Source organism: Shewanella pneumatophori, assembly GCF_023283895.1.
GTDB classification, from domain to species: Bacteria; Pseudomonadota; Gammaproteobacteria; order Enterobacterales; family Shewanellaceae; genus Shewanella; species Shewanella pneumatophori.
In genome coordinates this window covers 48,555-65,967 of sequence record NZ_JAKILB010000016.1, presented here as the reverse complement: position 1 = coordinate 65,967, position 17,413 = coordinate 48,555, and the positions used below count along the sequence as shown (strand labels likewise).

The 17,413-nt window shown below is 42.9% G+C and carries 16 protein-coding genes; 7 read left to right on the top strand and 9 right to left on the bottom strand.

The features are described from left to right. Entirely contained in the window at positions 1-1,221 is a 1,221-nt protein-coding gene (locus L2740_RS18935) for a threonine/serine exporter family protein (RefSeq protein ID WP_248951610.1), read from the bottom strand. A 206-nt stretch (positions 1,222-1,427) separates the two neighbouring features. Here L2740_RS18935 and L2740_RS18930 point away from each other — a divergent pair, with 206 nt between their 5' ends. From L2740_RS18930 to L2740_RS18920, 3 genes are all read left to right on the top strand, one after another. Continuing rightward, positions 1,428-1,826 (top strand): MAPEG family protein, encoded by a 399-nt coding sequence (locus tag L2740_RS18930; protein WP_248951609.1) that lies wholly within the window; start codon positions 1,428-1,430, stop codon positions 1,824-1,826. A 258-nt stretch (positions 1,827-2,084) separates the two neighbouring features. Further along, the gene (locus L2740_RS18925; protein ID WP_248951608.1) at positions 2,085-4,418 is read left to right on the top strand and encodes a YgiQ family radical SAM protein; all 2,334 of its coding nucleotides are present in this window, start codon (positions 2,085-2,087) and stop codon (positions 4,416-4,418) included. Between the two features lie 97 nt (positions 4,419-4,515). Next, a complete protein-coding gene (locus L2740_RS18920) occupies positions 4,516-4,857 on the top strand; it encodes a YkvA family protein (protein WP_248951607.1) in 342 nt (113 codons plus the stop codon). Positions 4,858-4,872: 15 nt separating this feature from the next. Here the strand turns inward: L2740_RS18920 and lpxL are convergent, their stop codons facing one another. Further along, positions 4,873-5,802: an LpxL/LpxP family Kdo(2)-lipid IV(A) lauroyl/palmitoleoyl acyltransferase gene (gene lpxL, locus L2740_RS18915; protein WP_275974387.1), complete on the bottom strand. Its 930-nt coding sequence runs from the start codon at positions 5,800-5,802 to the stop codon at positions 4,873-4,875. A 190-nt stretch (positions 5,803-5,992) separates the two neighbouring features. Between lpxL and L2740_RS18910 the strand changes: the two genes are divergently transcribed. Further along, complete coding sequence (locus L2740_RS18910) at positions 5,993-6,577, top strand: hypothetical protein (protein WP_248951606.1); 585 nt, start codon at positions 5,993-5,995, stop codon at positions 6,575-6,577. 114 nt (positions 6,578-6,691) lie between these two features. On the opposite strand, the gene L2740_RS18905 is transcribed toward L2740_RS18910, so the two are convergent. The 3 genes from L2740_RS18905 to L2740_RS18895 all read right to left on the bottom strand — a co-directional run bounded on the left by L2740_RS18905 (position 6,692) and on the right by L2740_RS18895 (position 11,091). After that, a complete protein-coding gene (locus L2740_RS18905; protein ID WP_248951605.1) occupies positions 6,692-7,258 on the bottom strand; it encodes a lipid-binding SYLF domain-containing protein in 567 nt (188 codons plus the stop codon). A 124-nt stretch (positions 7,259-7,382) separates the two neighbouring features. Then, positions 7,383-8,264 carry a hypothetical protein gene (locus L2740_RS18900; RefSeq protein ID WP_248951604.1) on the bottom strand — a complete coding sequence of 294 codons (882 nt, stop codon included), beginning with the start codon at positions 8,262-8,264 and terminating at the stop codon, positions 7,383-7,385. Between the two features lie 166 nt (positions 8,265-8,430). After that, positions 8,431-11,091, bottom strand: a complete 2,661-nt coding sequence (locus L2740_RS18895; RefSeq protein WP_248951603.1) for a hybrid sensor histidine kinase/response regulator — start codon at positions 11,089-11,091, stop codon at positions 8,431-8,433. Between the two features lie 102 nt (positions 11,092-11,193). Between L2740_RS18895 and L2740_RS18890 the strand changes: the two genes are divergently transcribed. Genes L2740_RS18890 through L2740_RS18880 form a run of 3 tightly spaced genes read left to right on the top strand, consistent with a single transcriptional unit; the run spans position 11,194 to position 12,976 of the window. Beyond that, positions 11,194-11,682 (top strand): hypothetical protein, encoded by a 489-nt coding sequence (locus tag L2740_RS18890; RefSeq protein ID WP_248951602.1) that lies wholly within the window; start codon positions 11,194-11,196, stop codon positions 11,680-11,682. Between the two features lie 2 nt (positions 11,683-11,684). Continuing rightward, positions 11,685-12,722 (top strand): porin, encoded by a 1,038-nt coding sequence (locus L2740_RS18885; protein ID WP_248951601.1) that lies wholly within the window; start codon positions 11,685-11,687, stop codon positions 12,720-12,722. 2 nt (positions 12,723-12,724) lie between these two features. Beyond that, a complete protein-coding gene (locus tag L2740_RS18880) occupies positions 12,725-12,976 on the top strand; it encodes a hypothetical protein (protein ID WP_248951600.1) in 252 nt (83 codons plus the stop codon). 39 nt (positions 12,977-13,015) lie between these two features. On the opposite strand, the gene L2740_RS18875 is transcribed toward L2740_RS18880, so the two are convergent. From L2740_RS18875 to L2740_RS18860, 4 genes are all read right to left on the bottom strand, one after another. Next, the gene (locus L2740_RS18875) at positions 13,016-14,032 is read right to left on the bottom strand and encodes a hypothetical protein (RefSeq protein WP_248951599.1); all 1,017 of its coding nucleotides are present in this window, start codon (positions 14,030-14,032) and stop codon (positions 13,016-13,018) included. Between the two features lie 89 nt (positions 14,033-14,121). Beyond that, positions 14,122-15,603: a DUF3131 domain-containing protein gene (locus L2740_RS18870; RefSeq protein WP_248951598.1), complete on the bottom strand. Its 1,482-nt coding sequence runs from the start codon at positions 15,601-15,603 to the stop codon at positions 14,122-14,124. A gap of 19 nt (positions 15,604-15,622) precedes the next feature. Continuing rightward, the gene (locus L2740_RS18865; RefSeq protein WP_248951597.1) at positions 15,623-15,949 is read right to left on the bottom strand and encodes an Hpt domain-containing protein; all 327 of its coding nucleotides are present in this window, start codon (positions 15,947-15,949) and stop codon (positions 15,623-15,625) included. 43 nt (positions 15,950-15,992) lie between these two features. Continuing rightward, positions 15,993-17,270, bottom strand: a complete 1,278-nt coding sequence (locus L2740_RS18860; RefSeq protein WP_248951596.1) for a glycosyltransferase family protein — start codon at positions 17,268-17,270, stop codon at positions 15,993-15,995. Positions 17,271-17,413 lie beyond the last annotated feature (143 nt).

Genomic DNA, 17,413 nt, shown 5'->3' with positions numbered 1-17,413 from the left:
TTACAGGGTGCGTCTTGGTGGCACCGCAACGTTGGCAAAAATTAATCCCGCCACAATAGACATAAAGATTAGGAATATTTGAATGCCGAGATGCGACTGATTAAATATGGTCTCGCCTAAAATAAGTGTATTCAGTCCGATATAGGTTTTACTCCCAGGTACTAAGATCACGATCCCTTGTAGCAGAGCAATAGAAGCGGGGGCTTTCATCCAGCGGGCATATAAATTGGAATAAATGCCTACCGCTAAAGCACCAAAGAAGATGCCGATAGATTCACCAAAGTAAATTGCGCCTAACATGGCAGACAAAAAAGCAACGATTCCCGCCATAATTCCCCAAGGTGAGTCCTTTAAACGTGCCTTAAAGATGATGACCAGTGCAGTAGATAAGATTGGTACAGCCGCCCAAATTCCCCATTTAGGTAGGGATTCTGGTGGTATGTAAGTGACTTCACCAAATATGGTTTTGCCGATCACCATACCTAGAATTACGCCAAAGTAGAGTTTGAACAGCAACATAAAGGCGTCCATCACTCTCGCAGTGCCAGAGATTAAATCTCGTGCCGCCAGCTCGGCCAGCCCCAAGGTCAATGCCAAGCCTGGAATAAAGATAATAATCCCAGATAGGATAATCACAGGAATATTCACCGAAGGATCGATTTGCGCAATGCCATAAGCCAGAATGGCACATAAAATTGCAGCAAGCGGTTCAAGCATTTCTGCCATACGTTTGGAACGCTCGGCGCGGTACACCAGACCATAAACCATCAAGCCTAGCATGCCAGACCAAAATACATCGTTCCAACTGGTACCCATTAACATGGCAAATGCACCGGCAGACGTGCCAAAAGCCAGTAGAGTGAGTTTAGTGCCGTAAGGGTTTGGCTTGTTGGCAATCTCTTCTAAACGTTCAAGTGCTTCTTGCAGAGTGCGCTGCCCAGACATTAGCTGTTCAACTAATTCATCGGTGCGCGCAAGTGCGCCCAAGTCTAGATCACCAGGCTTAACGCGAGCAACGTGGTTGTATTCTTGATCTTCATCGTGTTGCAATACAAAAGTCATCGCCGTTGGCGAGATCAAAAAATAGCCTTCAATCCCCAGTACATTAGAAACACCCTGCAAATGGGCTTCTAAGCGGTAAGCTGGTGTACCAAATTTATGTAGCGCTTTACCGAGTTTAATAATAAAACGGCGCTTTTCTAAAAACTCTTGATTATCCACAATCTCAATTCGCTATTGGTGACTTAGGGTTTGTATTTAAAAACAGTGGGTTAAATCTTTTTTAGTTATTGTTTGGTATCACTGTTTTACGGTCATCATTTTACGAGCGCATCTTACCTTATTTGAGATAAAAAAGTTGCCATTTATTTACATGATGTTCGTTAATTGTAATGCTGGGGTTTTACGATGAAATAATTGGAGTGCAGATGCCGCTTGCTATCTCAGGTTTATATATCAGCCTTACAGCGTTACTGACTGTTTTACTTACATATCGGGTAATAAAGCTAAGGCGAACTCATAAAATTGGCATCGGCAGTGCGGGTAACGAATCACTGACTTTAGCCCAGCGAGTTCATGGCAATTTACTCGAAAATGCACCAATCGCGTTGCTGCTGTTGGTCGTCACTGAGCTTAACGGTAGCAACAGTATCATGTTGCATGCTTTTGGTTGTGTATGGATTATTGCACGTGTGCTGCACGCCATTGGTTTAACCCAAGGCAAAGGCGGTTACCACATAGGTCGCTTTTGGGGGATGATATTAACTTGGAGCGTGATTGTGGGTTTAGCGCTGGTGAACTTGTTTGCTTACGTGACGAGTCTTTAGAATTGTTAGCCCTAAATAGCCCAGAGCAAATGAGCTTATTTCAGGGATATAGCATGCTAAGAATAACGTTAAAACCCACTAGAGTAATATCCACAGCCAAATTATGGGATAAGCCGCTATACTAAAAAAAGCATCAATTTGATGTTTTTTTAGTCACACCTTGCAGGCGTAGCCTGTTATACTCCGCGTCCCCATGCGCGAGCAAGCTGGGGCGCAACATCTGCGTAATTTTTGTATTTCAGTTAGGCTGCCTAATCCATGCAAGTAGAATCCACGTTATTTACCTTTCCAAAGTATCGCCCTGAGCTCACGCGTCCAGCGCCTTTCTTGCCTATGTCGCGTAAAGAGATGGCTAAGTTAGGCTGGGATAGTTGTGACATCATTATCGTCACCGGTGATGCATACGTGGATCACCCAAGTTTTGGTATGGCGGTGATTGGCCGCATGCTCGAAGCTCAAGGCTTCCGAGTGGGGATTATTTCCCAGCCAGATTGGTCAAACAAAGAAGACTTTATGAAGTTAGGTAAGCCTAACCTCTATTTTGGTGTGACCGCCGGTAACATGGACTCGATGATCAACCGATATACTGCAGAACGTCGTATGCGTCATGATGATGCTTACACTGCGGGCAATATCGGTGGCAAACGCCCAGATCGCGCGGTAACGGTTTATACCCAGCGCTGTAAAGAAGCCTTTAAACAAGTGCCGGTGGTGATTGGTGGTATTGAAGCTAGCTTACGCCGCATTGCCCACTACGATTACTGGTCAGATAAAGTGCGCCGCAGCGTGATTTTAGACGCCAAAGCCGACATCTTAGTTTACGGTAATGCCGAGCGCCCATTGGTCGAATTGTCACATCGTTTAGCCGCGGGTGAGCCAGTAACTGAGTTGCACGATATTCGTGGCACCACAGTCATTCGTAAGGAACCATTGCCTGAATGGAAGGGCATGGACTCGCGTAAGATCGATCAACTACATAAGATCGACCCAATTCCAAACCCGTATGGCGCTGATGACGTGGGTTGTAAAAACCTGTCAGGGCCTACGGATGAAAAGATTTTTGATAATGATGCGCCAAAGGCCATTAGCGTCCAGCCAGCTAGACCAAAACCATGGGAAAAAACCTATGTCTTGTTGCCTAGCTATGAAAAGGTGTCTGAAGACAAATATCTTTATGCTCATGCATCACGTATTTTGCATCAAGAGCAAAATCCTGGCTGCGCTCGTGCGCTGTTTCAAAAGCATGCTGAACGTGCGATTTGGGTTAACCCACCTGCGTGGCCGCTAAATACCGATGAAATGGATGGCGTGTTTGATCTTGCTTATCAGCGCGTACCGCACCCATCTTATGGCAAAGAAAAGATCCCTGCCTACGACATGATTAAGACTTCGATCAATATCATGCGCGGTTGCTTTGGCGGTTGTTCGTTCTGCTCTATCACTGAGCATGAAGGCCGTATTATTCAAAGTCGTTCGCAAGACTCGATCGTGAAAGAAATTAAAGACATTCAAGACAAAGTACCGGGCTTTACCGGAGTGATTTCTGACTTGGGTGGCCCAACTGCCAACATGTATCGCTTAGGCTGTACTAGCGTGAAAGCTGAGAGTACCTGTCGCCGTTTATCTTGTGTGTTCCCATCAATTTGTGGCCATTTAGATACCGATCATCAAGCGACCATTGATCTGTACCGCGCGGCGCGTGACGTACCGGGTATTAAAAAGGTATTGATTGCCTCCGGTGTTCGTTATGACTTAGCCACAGAAGATCCGCGTTACGTTAAAGAGCTAGCAACTCATCATGTTGGCGGTTACTTAAAAATTGCCCCAGAGCATACCGAAGAAGGTCCGCTTAACAAGATGATGAAGCCGGGCATGGGCACTTACGACAAGTTTAAAGAGCTGTTCGATAAGTACTCACAAGAGGCGGGTAAAAAGCAGTATTTGATCCCGTACTTTATCTCGGCGCATCCGGGCACCACCAATGAAGATATGGTGAACTTGGCGTTATGGTTAAAAGGCGAGAAGTTTAAGCTGGATCAAGTACAAAATTTCTATCCATCGCCAATGGCAAATGCCACTACGATCTACCACACAGAGTTAAATTCACTGAAGAATGTTAAGCATACAAGTGAAGAAGTTTCAGTGCCTAAGAAAGGCCGTCAGCGTAAGCTACATAAAGCCCTGCTGCGTTACCATGATGCAGAGGGCTGGCCGCTGATCCGTGAAGCACTTATAGCCATGGGCAAAGAGAAGCTGATTGGTAATGGCCCAAATTGCTTAGTACCAGCAGAATCTCGTCAAGAGCGTGAGGCGATTCGTAACAAGAAGAAGCTCAACACCAAAGATGACGGCAAAGGCAAAAAAGCCTTTACCCGTTTCTCTGGTGATCAATTTGATGATCGTAAGGCTGGTGGTAAATCTGGAGCAAGCAAGCCTGGCGCGAATAAATCAGATGGCAACAAAGCTGGTGCAAACAAGCCCGGACAATTAAAGTCAGGGCAGTCTAAGTCTGGACAGGGGAAGCCGAATCCAAGTGGTAAGCGCCCAGCTAAAAAGAATGCGTGGGGCACAACGCCTAAGCATCAAAGGTAAACAGACAGATTTTTGAATACTGGCGACAAGCTTGCTATAGCTAAATAAACTAAAATAAGGGAATATCTTGGATATTCCCTTTTTAATGGGCTTTATAATGACGCAACAGACTGACAGTAAACTTGAATATAGCGATGAAAGCTTTTGGAAAAAGGTGAAACTCTTTGCCCGAAAAGCTGGGATTGAAGTGATTGATAATGCCTTGTGCCTCTATTATGCGGCCAAGCGTCCAGATACGCCTAAATGGGCTAAAACAGTGATATTTGGTGCATTGGCATACTTTATTGCACCTATCGATGCGATACCGGATTTAACCCCAATGATGGGCTATTCTGATGACTTAGGTGCGCTTGCGGCTGCTTTAGCTATGGTATCTATGTATGTTGATGATGATGTAAAAAACCAAGCAGCAGAGAAGACCGCGGCTTGGTTTGATTAGCTTAAAACCTAAGCCTTAATACAGAGACGCTTCACCTTCTGGGCGATTTTTAAAGCGTCTATGCAACCACATGTACTGGCTAGGTGCATCCATAATAGACTCTTCAACAATCTTATTAATGAAGCATGCGCCTGCGTGTTCATCCCCTGTAGGGAATTTATCTATCATCGGTTCTTTAATGGTTAAGGTGTAGTGACCGCTATCGTTGTCACGTACAAAAACCACAGGCACGATGGCACAATTTGTATTGTCCGCTAACAGACTAGTACCTGTGGTTGTACAAGCATTTTCTACCGCAAACAGTGGTGCAAACGTTGAGCGGCGGCGACCATAATCATGATCCGGTGCGTACCACATAAAGGCACCATCATTAAGCGCCTCAAGCATAAACTTAACGTTCTTACGATGAATTAACGTATGACCACCTTGAGAACGACCTTTCAACTGAAAGTAATCAAAACAGGGATTGTTGTTCGGGCGATATACCGCCATGCCTTGTGCATATTGGCCAAATGCACGGCCACTAAGCTCAAGGTTAAGTGAATGTACGGCAATCAGCAGTGCGCCGCGGCCTTCAGCTTTTAGTTTGTCGATATGCTCCATGCCAACGACTGTGGTGTGTTTAGCAATGCGTTCATTAGACCAAAACCAAGCCATACCAGTTTCAAGTAATGCCAAACCCGTGTTTTCAATATTTTGTTTGGCTAACTTTTCACGCTCGGTGACTGTCATGTCGGGAAAACACAACTCAAGGTTACGTTTAATAGTGCGTGTGCGACTTTTCATAAAGCTAAGTACGACGCGCCCAATTAATTTACCCAGGCGGAGCTGAATTGCATACGGCAACAGGCTGCAAAGGTAGCTAATGCTAATGATCAATAACACACACCAATATTTGGGATGTAACATTGCGAGCGAGAAGGTTGGTACTGTGTACTTACTCATGAGGGGGAGAGCTTTTAGTGATACTGAAAAATGTCGCGCGATTATACGTGATATCTTTCACTTTATAGCTATCTAAAATGAGTTAATTATTCTGTTCGTTAGCGGGCGACTGATTTATAAAGCATTTAATCTTTCAGTTAAAATTTATCTGTTTATGATAATGTTTAGCCACATATCATCGGAGATAATAATGAAAACAATAAAATACTCACATATCGCCATATTAGCTGCGGCAAGCCTCACTGCGCCGGCGATGGCTACAACTGTTGAACAGAATGCTTTTTTTGATAACCTTGCAGCTCATTGTGGCAAGGCGTTTGAAGGTACAGTGACAGCGGGTAATACTGCTGATTCAGCTTTTAGTGGTAAAAAGTTGGTGATGCATATTCGTGAATGCAGCGATACCGTACTAAAAGTGCCATTTCATGTTGGTGAAGACCATTCGCGTACCTGGGTGATCACTAAAACGCCTTATGGGTTGCACCTTGCACATGATCATCGCCATAAAGATGGCACTGAGGACAAGGTGACTATGTACGGCGGAATGACTGCTGATATGGGCAGTGACACTGAGCAGTCTTTTCCTGTTGATGCTTACTCGATTAACAATTTTAGAGAAAATGGTTTAGATGTGTCGGTGACTAACGTTTGGCACATGTACGTGAAGCCGCAAGAATTTACCTACCGCTTAACTCGCGAAAATCGTGACTTTAGAGTCGACTTTGATTTGACCAAGCCTGTTGCGTTACCGCCTGTACCTTGGGGGCATAACTAATCTGTGTTTTTGGTGAGTAATGAATCGCCAACTCAGATATAGAGCTTCTAATAGTCTAAATGTTGTTACTAAAAAGCCCGCTAATTTGCGGGCTTTATGTTTTCTCTCTAATGGTTACCTCTCATCAAAGGTGAATGATTGCCCAGCAAGGGCTGCCTCAAACATCAAGCCACCTTTGGCAACGGTAAATACTGCCATACCGTTAATATAGGCGGCTTTAGCGGCACTTTTACCTGCACCTGCTGAGTTACCGGTTGTGCCTGCTTGGGCATTTGCGCCGATGTTAATTGCTACTGCCGATGCCTGTGCGCCAAATTCAAAACTGCCACTAGTGAATTCTTTATAAGCTTTTTCATCTTTAAAGAAAATAATCTCGCTGTAGGCTTGGCCACCTAGCTGAAAACCAAACGATACTTGGGTTAGGCTGGTATCGCCGGTGTATGCACCACCGCGATAAACTTGGCCTTTACCATAAGCTGCACCAATACCTATTCCACCTTTACCTACGGTAGGAAACAGTGCATACCCGTAGGCATTATCAAAAAACTTATGAGTTTGGTTTGCTTGTTGAAAGGTACTTTTTGCCTGAGCGTAACTGTCTTCTGCGTGAGCTTGTGGCACTAGTATCAAGCTGACTAATAAGCATAAGCTGGCGCTAATTCGTTTGATTAAAGCTGTCATTCCATGTTCCTCAAGTCTTATACATGCTCCACCTTAGCATAGCGATTCTGAACATAAAGTGAATGGTTATACTTTGCAGCTTGATACATCATTCTTGGTTAATGAATGGATAAATTTATAATACTTACTTTTGTTTATCTTCTTGCATCAATTGTCGCAAATAGGCGAGTTCTTCAGAGCTAAGTAGTTGCTGGCTTGCCTGCATTGGCTTTTTAGGTTGTTGAGCTAATTTTCCACGCAAAAATGCGGCGCGAGTGATCTGTTTTAAACCGTATATCGCCAATATATAAACAGTTAATAGCAGTATTAACGTTGTCGCGGCTTGGTTAACAATAAACACTTGGTCGTCGATATAGAAAGGGATGATGATAAGTAAGGCTCTTAGTAACCAGTTGCTCATGAGTGCAAGTGTTAGCACTAGTAACCAGCGAAACTTAATATCTTTTAATGAGTCCTGATGCACTCTGTAGGTTCGCCCGGGATATCGGCTCAGCATTTTTATGATATAAAAAAAGTAAAGTGCAGTTTGAATAGAAAGTAGTGCTGGAAGCAATAAACTGAGTATATGTAAGTCTTTGAGTTTTGATAAATGTGTTAATTCGAATAGTGGCCAGTTGTGACCAAATCGCAGCCGGAAAGCTGCGGTACATATAACTAATATTGCGACTAGAATAGCGGGATAGAAATGAGCTGAGAAACCAATAGGCTGCTCAATGTCATTTAGGCTGCGATCGCAATACAGGTAAAGCAGTGGCATCATCAAAAAATAGACGGGAATGATTAAAATAAACAATAGCTGGAGCGGTGCAGGGGCGTTGTCGTTAGTGAGCAAACCGGTAAAAAAGTACAGCGCCATTAAGCTGAAAATCGCACCGAGGATTTTGTGGTTACCACTGCGCTCACTGTAAATATAGCGGATATATAAACCTAGGCCTAAGCAGTGAATACCGCCAAGCAAAGAGATCCACCAATAACCTTGTGAAAAAAGCTCATTAAACTCAATCATGTAACTTTTATTTCAACTGATTGCTAGGCGATATGCAAGTGTTGAATAAATAGACGCCTTGAATAATAACTTCTAACCTTTTCTGAGAGTAAGGGGCTTAAGTGGCAACATATTATTGCCACCGTTACTCTTAGTGTAGAAGTCAGTAATAAACTTGCTGAGTTTACTAGCTGGCTAGTTTGGGAATCGATCTTAGCTTGTGCAGTAAGGCTTCTTTTTTAAATGGCTTAGCAAGGTAGTCGTCCATACCTGATTGATAGCACTTTTGAATATCTTGATCTAGCACACTTGCCGTTAGAGCAATGATAGGTAAGCGTTGCAGCGAGTTATCACTTTCCCACGCTCTAATTTTCTCGGTTGCAGTGAATCCATCCATAACGGGCATCATGCAATCCATCAAGATGGCGTGAATAGCTTCTCCGGTGCTGATAAATTCATAAGCCTCTTGGCCATTATTGGCGATAATAAAATCAAAGCCTGCTTGCTTGATCAGTAATGAGGCGACCTTTTGATTCACTAGATTATCTTCAACGATCAAAATGACCACATTAACTTTGTCAGCTTCATTGATACTCGCTGCGCTACTATCTGATGCTGCAGCATGTTGTTTTTGGCGTAATTCCCGGCTTTCTATGCCGTTGTGAATTGCGTTTTTAAAGCGATTCCCTAGCAGTGGCAGAGTGATTGTCGCGTCCATATTGTCTTGAGCACGTTTTTCTGTAGGCGTATTTACCGCAATGGTGAAAATATTCTTTTGCTGCAGTAATTCTGGCAAGGTGCTTATGGCATCTCTGGTTGAGCATGAGCTATCAACAAACAGTAAGTCGAATGTTTGCTTATCTTGAAGCAAGTCAAAGCAAGATTGGTAATGATAGTTGAGATTAAATCCTTGTTGCTGACACTCTTTATCTAGCAGGTGATTTAGCTGGGAATTATTAGAGAACAGCGCTGCCGTTAAGCCTTCGAATTGATTTGAAGTTGGTTTTTCCATAGTGATGATTTGTGACTTTAGCGCGATAGTAAAGCAACATCCTTCACCTTTTACTGAACTGATGCTGATCGTTCCGCCCATCAACTCGACCAACTGCTTACAAATAGCCAGTCCAAGGCCGGTGCCGCCAAATTGGCGCGTGATCGTGTCGTCTTCTTGGGTAAAAGGCGAGAATATTTGCTCTTGTTTCTCTTTGGCGATGCCTATTCCTGTGTCGTGTATGCTTATTTGCATATCAATATAGCCAGCAGTGTCTTTGGTGCATTTAGCTACGACTTTGATGCTGCCCTCGTTAGTGAATTTGACAGCATTGGAGAGTAAGTTCATTAACACCTGTCGCATACGGTGTTCGTCGAGTGAGATTAGGTAAGGGATTTCATCGTCAATTTCCACTTCTAAGGTTAGGTTTTTCTCTGCAACTTTTGCTAACACTATGGTTAAGGTGTCGTAAATGACCTCGGTAATATTGGCGTCCGTATTGGTGATAGACAGGTTGCCTGATTCGATTTTTGATAGGTCGAGAATGTCGTTAATTAGTAGTAATAAGGTTTGCGACGAGGTTTCAATGGTTTGCAGATATTCATTTTGAATGGCTGTTAGCTTAGTGCCAGCCATAATATCTGACATACCAATAATGCCGTTAAGTGGGGTTCTAATTTCATGAGACATATTGGCTAAGAATGAACTTTTAGCCTGATTGGCTTTTTCGGCCTCAGATTTCGCTCGCAGAATTTTTTGTTCGTTTTGATGGCGCTCGTTAATCAGGTTATTAAGCTTGTTGGAAAACAGGCTTAGTTCATCCTGACCACTTTCATTAATTTTTTTCGAGTAATCGTGGGTTTCTTCGATTTGCGACATGGTTTTTATGACATGGCGTAAGTAGTTGATGATGCGACCATATAAGTTGGCGCCTATTAAGCCAATGATTAACAGTGAAATAAACAGGGCTGCGCAAAATAACAAAATGAGATTTTTTGATTGTTCGATTTCATTATGGATATTGTTAGTTAATTGGCTAGAAAAAGTGCCTACCACAAATTGTATCGAACTGAGTCGCTGGGCAAAGGCTGCTAGGCTTTGTTGTGGATCTTCAGCTAACGTATCACCATTTAAAATATGGCTTCTAAGCTGGTAACTTTGTTCGAATGCTTTATCTGAAAAGGTATTGAGCAGGAGTGATACTTGCTCTGGTTTAGCGTTGATATCAATAAACCTTTCTACGTATAGCTGCTGGCGTTCGGTGATGGTATTAAGTTGGTTGAGTAATTCGCTGCTGTTGCGATTTAATAGTAATTGATTAATTAACCATTTTTCTTCGGTTGACCATAATGAGAGCCATTGCAGCTGATATAAGATGGCGAGTTCACGATTAATTTCTTCACTAACGTTTGAGCGATCTTTCTCTAAGGTATTGATAGCTTGAACTTGTAGCTCATTGATCCAAACAGACCAATCATTTAATCCCAAGGCATCAACTTCAGCAAGCTCGCTGGTGGTACTGCTGATACTTTCAAGCCATGATTGCATCTCTACTGAATACTGCGGCGTAAAAGCTTTTGGCAACTGCTGCTCTACCTCTGTAATAGCTGTGTTTAATTGCTTGAGATCGACATTAACGCCAAGTCTAAATAGCTCCTCTCTCGCTTGGTTAATACTGTTATTTAAATTTGATAATGATTGCAGAAAGTCGATTTTATGATTGACCGTATTTAGTTCCTGAACATGGCTTCTTTGGGCTTTGATTTCTAAGCCAGATAAAAATGAGGCGAATATGAGGGGCAAAAGGACAAGCGCCAACATCCGTGTTTTTATTGAAAAATGGTTCAATAAGTTCATTTCTGCTCCATGAATTGAACAAGTTAGCTGTAATCTTGTGGTTTAAACAAGGCTTGACTATATTCAGCATAGTACAAAACTATCTAGGACTGAGGGTTTTTAATGTTTAAGGGACTAAACAGGCTGATACGGCTGCTATGCCGCTCGTTTTTTGTCGCACTTCTATTCCTTTTCGCCTCAGTTAATGCATCAGCCGTTGTTGCTGAAAATGGCGATGTCGAATTTGCAATTTTCAGTTTAAACAATGAGTTGCCACCGTTAAGTAAGAACAAAGCGCGCATGCTTTATCGCGGCAAATCAAAGCGGATCTCTGGTAGTTTAAAGATCGTTTTGGTCGATCTGCCCGAGGCCTCTATTCATCGTGAAGACTTCTATAAAATGTTATTGGGTAAGTCCGTTTCTCAAATGAATGGTTACTGGGCTGGACTGGCCTTTTCGGGTAAAGGCTCCCCACCTGAAGAACTAGACAGTGACGATATCAAGCAAATTTTAAAATGGTTGAACGATAACCCTAATGGCATTGCTTATGCGCCCATTGAGTCAGTACCTGAAGAAGTGAACATATTAATAACCGTGCCGCAGGGAGAGTAGCCATGTTATTTCGTCGAATTGCCGCTTTTGCTTTACCTATGTTGCTGCTTAGCCCTGCAATGGCTGCTATTGAACTAACCGATAATATTAATCTAAGTGGTTTTGGCTCTACTGCAATCAGTAAAACTGACAATCGTACGCCATTATTCATTAGTCGCGAAATTACTGATGAAGCTTGTTATGACTGCGATACAGCTTTTGGTTTGCAGTTAGATGTGGATATTTTTGATGGTTTTGCAGCCTCTGGCCAAGTGGTTAAACGCACTCAAGATAAATGGAGCGATCCTGAGCTTGAATGGGCTTACTTATCTTATGAGTACAATGAATTTGAGATAAGGGCTGGGCGATTGAGGTTGCCACTATTTTTAGCCTCTGAGTACTATTATGTGGGCCAAGCTTATCCTTGGGCTCGCCCGCCGCAGGAAGTTTATGACAGTATTTTGGGGTTCACTTCTTACGATGGTTTATCACTCGCTTGGAACTATGAGTTGACTGATGGTTTACAGCTAACCGTATCACCTTATTATGGATTTGAGCGCTTAAATGAAGTGGATTTAGGCAATCTAAAGTTAGAGTTTGATACCGAATATATGGCCGGTATGTATGTGGACTTAGTTGGCTTCAATTACCGAGTTCATAGTGGTTATATGCAAGTTAAATATACGCAACGCCCATTTCCGATAACTGAAAAACTCGATATTTACACCTTAGGTGCGGAATATAGTTTTGAGTCATGGCTGTGGATGGCTGAAGTGGAAGTTGATCGTATTCAGGCTAATTGGTACGCCTCAATGATTTATGCCTTTGATGACTTCTCTCCTTATTTAACCTACGCCGAAAGTCATCAGTCCCGTAAGAGTAAAGGGGTCACAGCAGGTGTTAGATACGATGCCACATCAACCATTTCGTTAAATTTAGAGTACCAAATGATCTTCTCCAGTGAGGAGGGAAATCGGGGACAATTTATTACTTCGCCCCTTGAATACAGTGAAAGCTCAGATGTTGATTTAGTTACTCTCAGCATTAACTTTGTATTTTGATTATGGATAACATTCTATTCTGGCTAGGCTTTTACTTGGTAATGCTAGTGCTCTCAACCGTGATTGGTTATAGCAAGGGCAATGTTGTAGCGGGGGCGTTATTAGGTTATGTGTTGGGACCAATTGGGGTGTTATTACTGTTATTCAGTAAAGACCGTCGAATGCTTCCTTGCCCTGAATGCGCTAGCAAAATCCATCGCCATTCTTATTTTTGTCCTCAGTGTCAGCAAAAGGTATTTAAGCGTTTGAAGTGATAATCTCATGCAGATAGGTATTAGGTCGCGCGTGTAATGTTAGAACTTAAATGAGTAACTAATGCTGATGGAACCATCTTTAAAGCGGCCTGTATCAGGCCCTCTGTCTGCGCTATTCCAACGATTACCTGAGTAGTTATTGTATTGCACGGTAATGGTGCCAGGTCGCCAGTCAAAATAACCAAACCCATAAGTAAAGTCAGGGTTCCAGGGTTGTTTCTGCGCACTATCTAAATAATAAAATGCAGTCGCGTTGACGTACCAATTACCGACAATGGAATACTTACAACCTAAGCTTACCGTTTGATGTTGGGTTTTATATTCCACACTTTCTAAATCGAAATACTCAGGCGTGTAGTTATAATCAATTTGGCAGCCTATAGCGCCATCATCAGTAAACGATAACCAGTCAATAAAGGGTTTAGTCACAGGAAACTTCCAGCCTAATGACCAAGTACCTTGTGAGAACTCTGTGTGCTTAACCCCATCACTTGGGTTGAAGCGGTTACCACCGTAATTTGAGTAGAGTAAGCTAAATGTATAAGGACGCCAGTCGCTATAACCAAACACATAAGTAAAGTCTGGGTTCCACGCCTGCTGTAGATCGTTATCAAAATAGTGATAAGCGGTGGCGGAGACAAACCAGTTACCTATGATGGCATATTTTAATGACAGGCTAGCGGTGAAGTTTTGATTGCTTGGGCCTGTGGTCGAATTTGCGGGCAATACTGCCGGCGTATCGACTAGCGGATAGCCTAAATTGACGCTAGCACTCCAACGCTTGTACCAAGGTGTATCTGCATTCCATTCTTCAATAGGCAGCATAAACGAACTACTTATCCCTTTCCAAACCAGATCAGCTTCGCTTTCACTTGGGTTATCTGTGATAGGCGTAGGCGCATTGATAACGGCCGCTGGATTGCTCTTAGGAGCATGTTTAGCCATTTGGGTTTGGTGCTCAGCAGCGCTACTCGAAAATGTGAGTAGAGAGCCGATACCTAGCAAGGTAACAACTTTAGTATTGCTACTATTTTTCCCTATTAAACACTGAGTCAATGTGCTTCCTTGCTAAAATGCGCTTGTTGCCTGCGCTTCCTATAAATGATTATCTTGCTGTGATTGTGACTATTATCGCCAGATCTCTTTTAATGGTTTATGGCTGATATTGCCGTTGTTGCTTGTTTAATATCTCGCTGTTCTAAAGAGGGGAGAATTGCCCGCTTGGCGCGAGATTTATACCAAAGGCTAACTAAGATCAGTGAGTTAGTATTTATATTATAGGCGGTATTTGTTTTACCGTTGGCATAAAGGCCGGTTGGGATAACGTTATGACGAGCGCTATTACTAATAACGAGATCGGCAAGCTGTTGGCCGTAGGCTTCATCAAACAGCACGCTCATAGCAAATGCCGCTTTATTGCTAAAGGTTTGTGGGTAACTAACAGCTTTGCCTGCGTGAGATACACTTTGCCAAGGCTTACCTTGGTAAGTGATGTTGTTGTATAAAAACCAAGGTGCTTTATTTAACGAGTCTTCAGCGTAGGCTGAGAGTTTGCTAGTCGTTTGTGCATTTTGTTTATGCAATTGATATAGAGATAAAAGCTGATTCCAGCATGATTTCTCATAGCCTATTTCTATGGCGTAGAGTAAGTAAGGGTCTAAAGTGAAAAAGGGTAAATTACCTCTATCAATAAGTAATTTTATACCGTTTAACTCAGTGGTTTCGAGTTTGTCACATTCAAAAGCGGTAGCAACATCTAGTCCAGCGAGTTGGTAACCAGTCGCCGCATATTGTAAGTAGCCTAAACGACCTTCTTGGCGGAAATATTCTTTTTTAGAGGTAAGCTTAGTGCCGTATAAATTGCCCTTGTGTGTAGCACGCTCAAGTAACCATTTGGATTTTAGTTGATGTATTTTATTGGCTAGAAAAGGTTTATGGCGCTTGAGTATTTCCAGCCAAATATACAGCCTACCTAAGTCTAGTGCAGACCAGCCATTACCATTCGCTGCTGTTTGACTCATTCTGCCAGAGGGCTGAGCTGTACGAGTATTATATTGTCTATTGGGCAAGGTCGCTTTGTATAACGGCAGCTCGAGTAATGTATCGAGCATTTTTTCCAGTCTGAAGTCAGTGAGTTGTTGCGAGTTTTCAGATAGTGCTTCAAGCGCTAATAATCCGCCAATACCACTTGCGACATCCCACATGGTTGCGTGAGTGTAGCCTTGTACAGAATCAATTAAACCTGTGGTTGCATTCCAGTTTTTATCAAAATAGCGTTTGGCTTTATTGATGAGTAATTTTTCATGGCGAGTTAACTCAATAACGACTGTGTGCTTAGTTGGGGTTAACTCGGCAGCTGTTGGGTTAATTTTCGTGGATGCTTGTTTAGTCTGGTTAGTTTGAACCGCTTGAGTGACTAATTCTGAGTCATGACTAACCTTCGGGATCACCGCTCGGCGTTGAAAGCGGATGGTTACTGGAGGTGAGTCTTTTGCATGTTGTAAATTACGTGAAATGGTTTGCGGTTGGGCTGGCAACTCAGAAGCTGAAGCCGCGGCACCAGTATTTAATAGTGCCGCGAACAGTAAAACCAAGAAGCAATAGCTTGAGTGGTGAGTTTTGGGCATGCCATCACTGAACCATTACTTAGGCTAATATAGTGTTGATTTGCTGATTAATGGCACGAATTTCTTGGCATAGATCTTTGATGGCGCTCTCTTCCGGCAGTGTACCTGCTTGTGAGCTAGACTCTACGATTTGGGCTAAAGTCATAGCATCTTGCGCACAGAGATTGCTAAACATACCTTTTAATTCATGGGATATTTTAAATAAACCATCGAGATCATCACTAGTATATCTTTGCTGAATGACACTATCGCATTGACCATATTCTTCCATGTATAGGTTTAGCAGCATTTCCACCATAGAATCATCATCACCGCATATTGCCTTAAGTTCTTCAATTTTTATCATCACTCGCTTCCTTGCTTGGCTGCATCCAATGTACTTGTTGAGGTTATAAGCTGGACTCAAATGGCGTCGCTTTGACCTTGGTTAACCAAGTGGATAATGCCTGTGGGGTCATTAAAGCCTCATTGCCAAGCTCGCAGTCTTTGGCATCCAGTAATTCATCGGGCAGTGTATCTATGATTAGCTCAAGATCTTTAGCTGTTCTAACATGCTCATCAATCACTTGTGCCATCTCTTTACTGTAATAAATATTTCTGGCTCTTAGCGCGGTAACTAGCCCCTGCAATAAGGTTAACCAAGTGCTCATTGGCCCTTGAGTAATAGAAGCTGATTCTGCAGCGGAATCAACAAAAGCAAAGGGAATAGTATCTATTTTTAGGTTGTGCTGCATCGCCGCGAGAATCCAATCAGTATCGAATGAAAAATCAAATACGCTTGGTTTAGCTAAAATGCAGAAAAGTGCTTCACGGCTAAACAGTTTATAGGCGGCTTGCGTGTCGTGAATACCTTTAGAGAAGATACTCGAACCAACCATTCTTTGCATATGACGTAGCGTCTTGATCCCTATTCCCCAGCGTTGTTCTTGTTTTACTAGCACTGACATTGGGTGTTTTCTATTGCCCAGCACAACTTGTGCATGCTGCTCAATAAAGGGTTGTAGTATTAGGCCTAATTGCCCCATATGCACTGAGTTATCCGCATCTGTATATAGCACGGCATCGACATTGTCCTCTAAGGCTTGTACACAGCCGTGAATAATCGCGCCACCTTTTTTGGAGTCATCAACGTGTTGTAGGTTTACTAAGGGGCCGTGATCAAGCTTAATGCCGTCACTGAGTTTTAATACCTGAATTTTAGCGCTTTGGGCTGAGTTTTCCGCTATACGAGTAGCGATATCGAAACTTGCGTGAGGGCAGCCATCGTCAACTGGATATAAGCGCCAGTCGATGGGGGTGTCGCGGCAGATCCAATCTAATTGATTGACTTTGGTTAGTAGCGAGTTTTCACCGTTAGGGTTGTTGCTCGATTTACCCAATAATCTATGGTGCTCTCCCCACATGGCAAATACGACACCCACTGTGATTGGTTGCTTAATTTGTTCGGCATATTGTCTTGAAAGCACAAGCTTAACTGCAAGACGAAAGGCTAGTGGGCAGTCCTCTTTTTGCGATAGCAAAATCAATTGCTCTGGTGGAGTTCGTTGCAGGTCGAGTAAAGAGTCTGCCAATTCTAGCAGCGCCTCTTGGTGAGAAGCTTCGGTTAGGTCAAACTGGTTGCTTGCTGCGCGGTATAGCTGCTCTAGATCTTCTCTGGGGGTCATCATAACGAATCCTTTCTATGGTGCTACTCTTCCTGATAAACGGCGGCAAAGCTATTTAGAAATAGAATCTAGCCGTTATCTATTAGGCTAGTAATAGATTTAAAAAACAGCAAGTTTCTAGGCGATTTGTCATGTGTAAATTGCCT

What these genes read in the sequence shown, in the direction of transcription:
- L2740_RS18925 (WP_248951608.1), top strand. Translation starts at nt 2,085, where the DNA reads ATGCAAGTAGAATCCACGTTATTTACCTTTCCAAAGTATCGCCCTGAG.
- lpxL (WP_275974387.1), bottom strand. Translation starts at nt 5,802, where the DNA reads ATGAGTAAGTACACAGTACCAACCTTCTCGCTCGCAATGTTACATCCC.
- L2740_RS18895 (WP_248951603.1), bottom strand. Translation starts at nt 11,091, where the DNA reads ATGAACTTATTGAACCATTTTTCAATAAAAACACGGATGTTGGCGCTT.
- L2740_RS18880 (WP_248951600.1), top strand. Translation starts at nt 12,725, where the DNA reads ATGGATAACATTCTATTCTGGCTAGGCTTTTACTTGGTAATGCTAGTG.
- L2740_RS18920 (WP_248951607.1), top strand. Translation starts at nt 4,516, where the DNA reads ATGACGCAACAGACTGACAGTAAACTTGAATATAGCGATGAAAGCTTT.
- L2740_RS18885 (WP_248951601.1), top strand. Translation starts at nt 11,685, where the DNA reads ATGTTATTTCGTCGAATTGCCGCTTTTGCTTTACCTATGTTGCTGCTT.
- L2740_RS18930 (WP_248951609.1), top strand. Translation starts at nt 1,428, where the DNA reads ATGCCGCTTGCTATCTCAGGTTTATATATCAGCCTTACAGCGTTACTG.
- L2740_RS18865 (WP_248951597.1), bottom strand. Translation starts at nt 15,949, where the DNA reads ATGATAAAAATTGAAGAACTTAAGGCAATATGCGGTGATGATGATTCT.
- L2740_RS18900 (WP_248951604.1), bottom strand. Translation starts at nt 8,264, where the DNA reads ATGATTGAGTTTAATGAGCTTTTTTCACAAGGTTATTGGTGGATCTCT.
- L2740_RS18860 (WP_248951596.1), bottom strand. Translation starts at nt 17,270, where the DNA reads ATGATGACCCCCAGAGAAGATCTAGAGCAGCTATACCGCGCAGCAAGC.
- L2740_RS18905 (WP_248951605.1), bottom strand. Translation starts at nt 7,258, where the DNA reads ATGACAGCTTTAATCAAACGAATTAGCGCCAGCTTATGCTTATTAGTC.
- L2740_RS18870 (WP_248951598.1), bottom strand. Translation starts at nt 15,603, where the DNA reads ATGCCCAAAACTCACCACTCAAGCTATTGCTTCTTGGTTTTACTGTTC.
- L2740_RS18890 (WP_248951602.1), top strand. Translation starts at nt 11,194, where the DNA reads ATGTTTAAGGGACTAAACAGGCTGATACGGCTGCTATGCCGCTCGTTT.
- L2740_RS18910 (WP_248951606.1), top strand. Translation starts at nt 5,993, where the DNA reads ATGAAAACAATAAAATACTCACATATCGCCATATTAGCTGCGGCAAGC.